The sequence below is a fragment of the Neobacillus drentensis genome (assembly GCF_036962765.1).
GTDB lineage: Bacteria > Bacillota > Bacilli > Bacillales > Cytobacillaceae > Neobacillus > Neobacillus drentensis_C.
The window spans coordinates 25,787-28,266 of record NZ_JBALOS010000037.1 but is presented as its reverse complement, the minus strand read 5'-3'; the positions used below and the strand labels follow the sequence as shown (position 1 = coordinate 28,266).

Annotated in this window: 2 protein-coding genes; both read left to right on the top strand. The window is 33.8% G+C overall.

Features of this window, described 5'->3' with window-relative positions; all coding sequences use genetic code 11:
- On the top strand, positions 1 to 1,717 hold a 1,717-nt coding region (locus V7137_RS06310), incomplete at its 5' end, for a glycosyltransferase (RefSeq protein WP_335697282.1).
- Between the two features lie 30 nt (positions 1,718 to 1,747).
- Positions 1,748 to 2,437, top strand: coding sequence for a glycosyltransferase (locus tag V7137_RS06305; protein WP_335697281.1), 690 nt, complete (start codon positions 1,748 to 1,750; stop codon positions 2,435 to 2,437).
- Positions 2,438 to 2,480: the final 43 nt, after the last annotated feature.

Genomic DNA, 2,480 nt, shown 5'->3' with positions numbered 1-2,480 from the left:
TGGAAAAAATTATATTATTGGACCTGCACAGGGAGTGTCCGATAATGATGCTGGGGTTAGTGTTTCAGTTGGACTAAATGGAATAACGGTCTATGAACATACTAAGGAGAACATCTATGCGGTGTTAGTCCATGAAGCCATCATTAATGATCTCATTCACATTGCTGTTGTCTATGATGAAAGAGAGCCACAGCTATTCATTAATGGGAAGTTTGTAAAAAAGGGTGATGAAAGCCTTAAAAAGTATGTCTACCCATCTGGGATGATTGGCTGGGAGCCAGGTCTTTTCTTTAATGGTGATATTAACGAAATTAGACTTTGGGATCACTGCCGGACAGAAGAAAATCTTTATGATTTATTGAATAAAAAGCTTACTGGAAACGAGAAAGGGCTATATGGTGTTTGGCCAACTCCGACTGTAAATAAACTAGAACCACAGAGGGAAGATCCAAAAATGAAAAAGTCCCAAAATAACAAGGACATAAGCTCTAAAGAGAAACCTAATAAAGAAATCCAAGTAAATAAGATCCAAGATATTGAAGTCAGTATTATTATTCCTTCCCTAAATAAATATCCACTAAATCTCCTGACTCTCTTCTCACTGGAATACCAAACCTTCAATCCTTCAAAAATGGAAGTTATCTTTATAGATGATGCTTCAACAGACCCAACGGAAGAAAAAATAAAGGGCTATAAGCCTCCGTATCATTTTAAATATATACGTAATAAAAAGAACCTAGGAAGAGCGAAGGTTCGAAATTTAGGCATTCGTTCAGCAAGAGGGAGCGTTCTTATTTTTCTTGATGCAGAAATGATAACAGAACCTGATTTTGTTGAAAAACATCATAAGTTCCACCAATCAAAAAATAAGCATATTTTGTCAGGGGCAATGCATTCAAAAGTCATATATTCATGTATCTTTCCTGAATTTACTCCAGAGAAAATAAACACAATCGCAACTTTAACAAAAAATAATAAGTTGCTTTATTCTAGGTTCCAAAACTTTAAATATCCATCTATACAACCATACCCGTTGTTGGAAAAAAGCGATATTGCAAGAAAAGCATTCAAGGATATAGGGGTTGTAACATACCCATGGTTCCAATCGATAACCGACAATTTTGCTGCTGACTTAGAAGGATTTTCTTTTCCATGGATGGCATTTCTTACAGGGAATGTTTCCATTCAAAAAGAGTTTATTACTCAGGCAGGGTTGTTCGATGAAGACTTTGTCCAATACGGTTACGAAGATTGGGAAATAGGGTATCGTTTATTTAAAATGGGTGCCAAATATATTGCTAGAAATGATTTGATAACGTACCATCAAGAACACCCTATTGGCGAAAGCAAATGGAAAGAGGCAATTAACAACCTTGGACTGTTTATTTTAAAGCATCATGACATCGAAGTTCTTATTCTTGGATTAGAGATTTCAGGTCTTGTAGATTTATTAACGATGAGTAAGGTATTAAGCGAATATAAATTACTCATTCAATCGTTTCCAGAGCAATTTCAAAAATTCCAAGAAAAATTCATACACATTCTTGAAACAATTATCCTCTTACTTCAAATCGACATCCGTCACATAAATATCTTAGGGGCTGCAGGCTTTGGCTCTTACGACATAAAAGAGCTTCAAGAAGAAATTAATTCTATCAAAACTCTTAAAAAGTTTGCTAATTTAACCTCCCTTTTAGAAAAGGTCATGAACTCATAAAATAATTCTCCAAGCTAAAGGAGTGAGAGTGTGGTTTCCATTATTACTTGTACAATAAGAGAAGAGAATATCAATAATGTTTTTAAAAATTATAAACAGCAATCCTGGAAGAATAAAGAGCTGATTATTATCCTAAATAAGGATTCTATGAATATGGATAGATGGATTACTAAGGCTAGGAAATATCGTAATGTCCAGATTTATCAACTACACGAAAAAGCAACATTAGGTGACTGCTTAAATTTTGGGATTATGAAATCAAATTATGATATTATTGCAAAATTTGATGACGATGACTATTATGGGCCTGACTACATTAAAAGTTCGATGGATGCATTTAAAAATAAAGATATTTCTATTATCGGAAAAAACTCTTTATATATCTATTTTAAAAATAAAAAAGCGCTGATCCATGTTCCAGGTAATGAGAATTCAGTCACAGACACTGTTGCTGGAGCGACATTAATGTTTAGAAAAGATGTCTGTCAACAAGTTCAATTTGAAAAAATAAATCGAGCTGAGGATTACTTTTTCATTGAACAATGTAAGGAGAAGGGGTTTAAGGTATATTCAACTGACCGTTTTCATTTCGCAGTTATCAGAAATGATGCCGATAAACATACGTGGAAGATTTCCGATAAGGATTTAATGGAATGGGGAGAAATAATCGCCTTTACAGATAATTTCAAAACATTAGTGTCAAAAAATGTCGAGATTTGAGATATTGTAGGGTCAATTTTAAAAAAAGGCTGTGTTAAAGGTT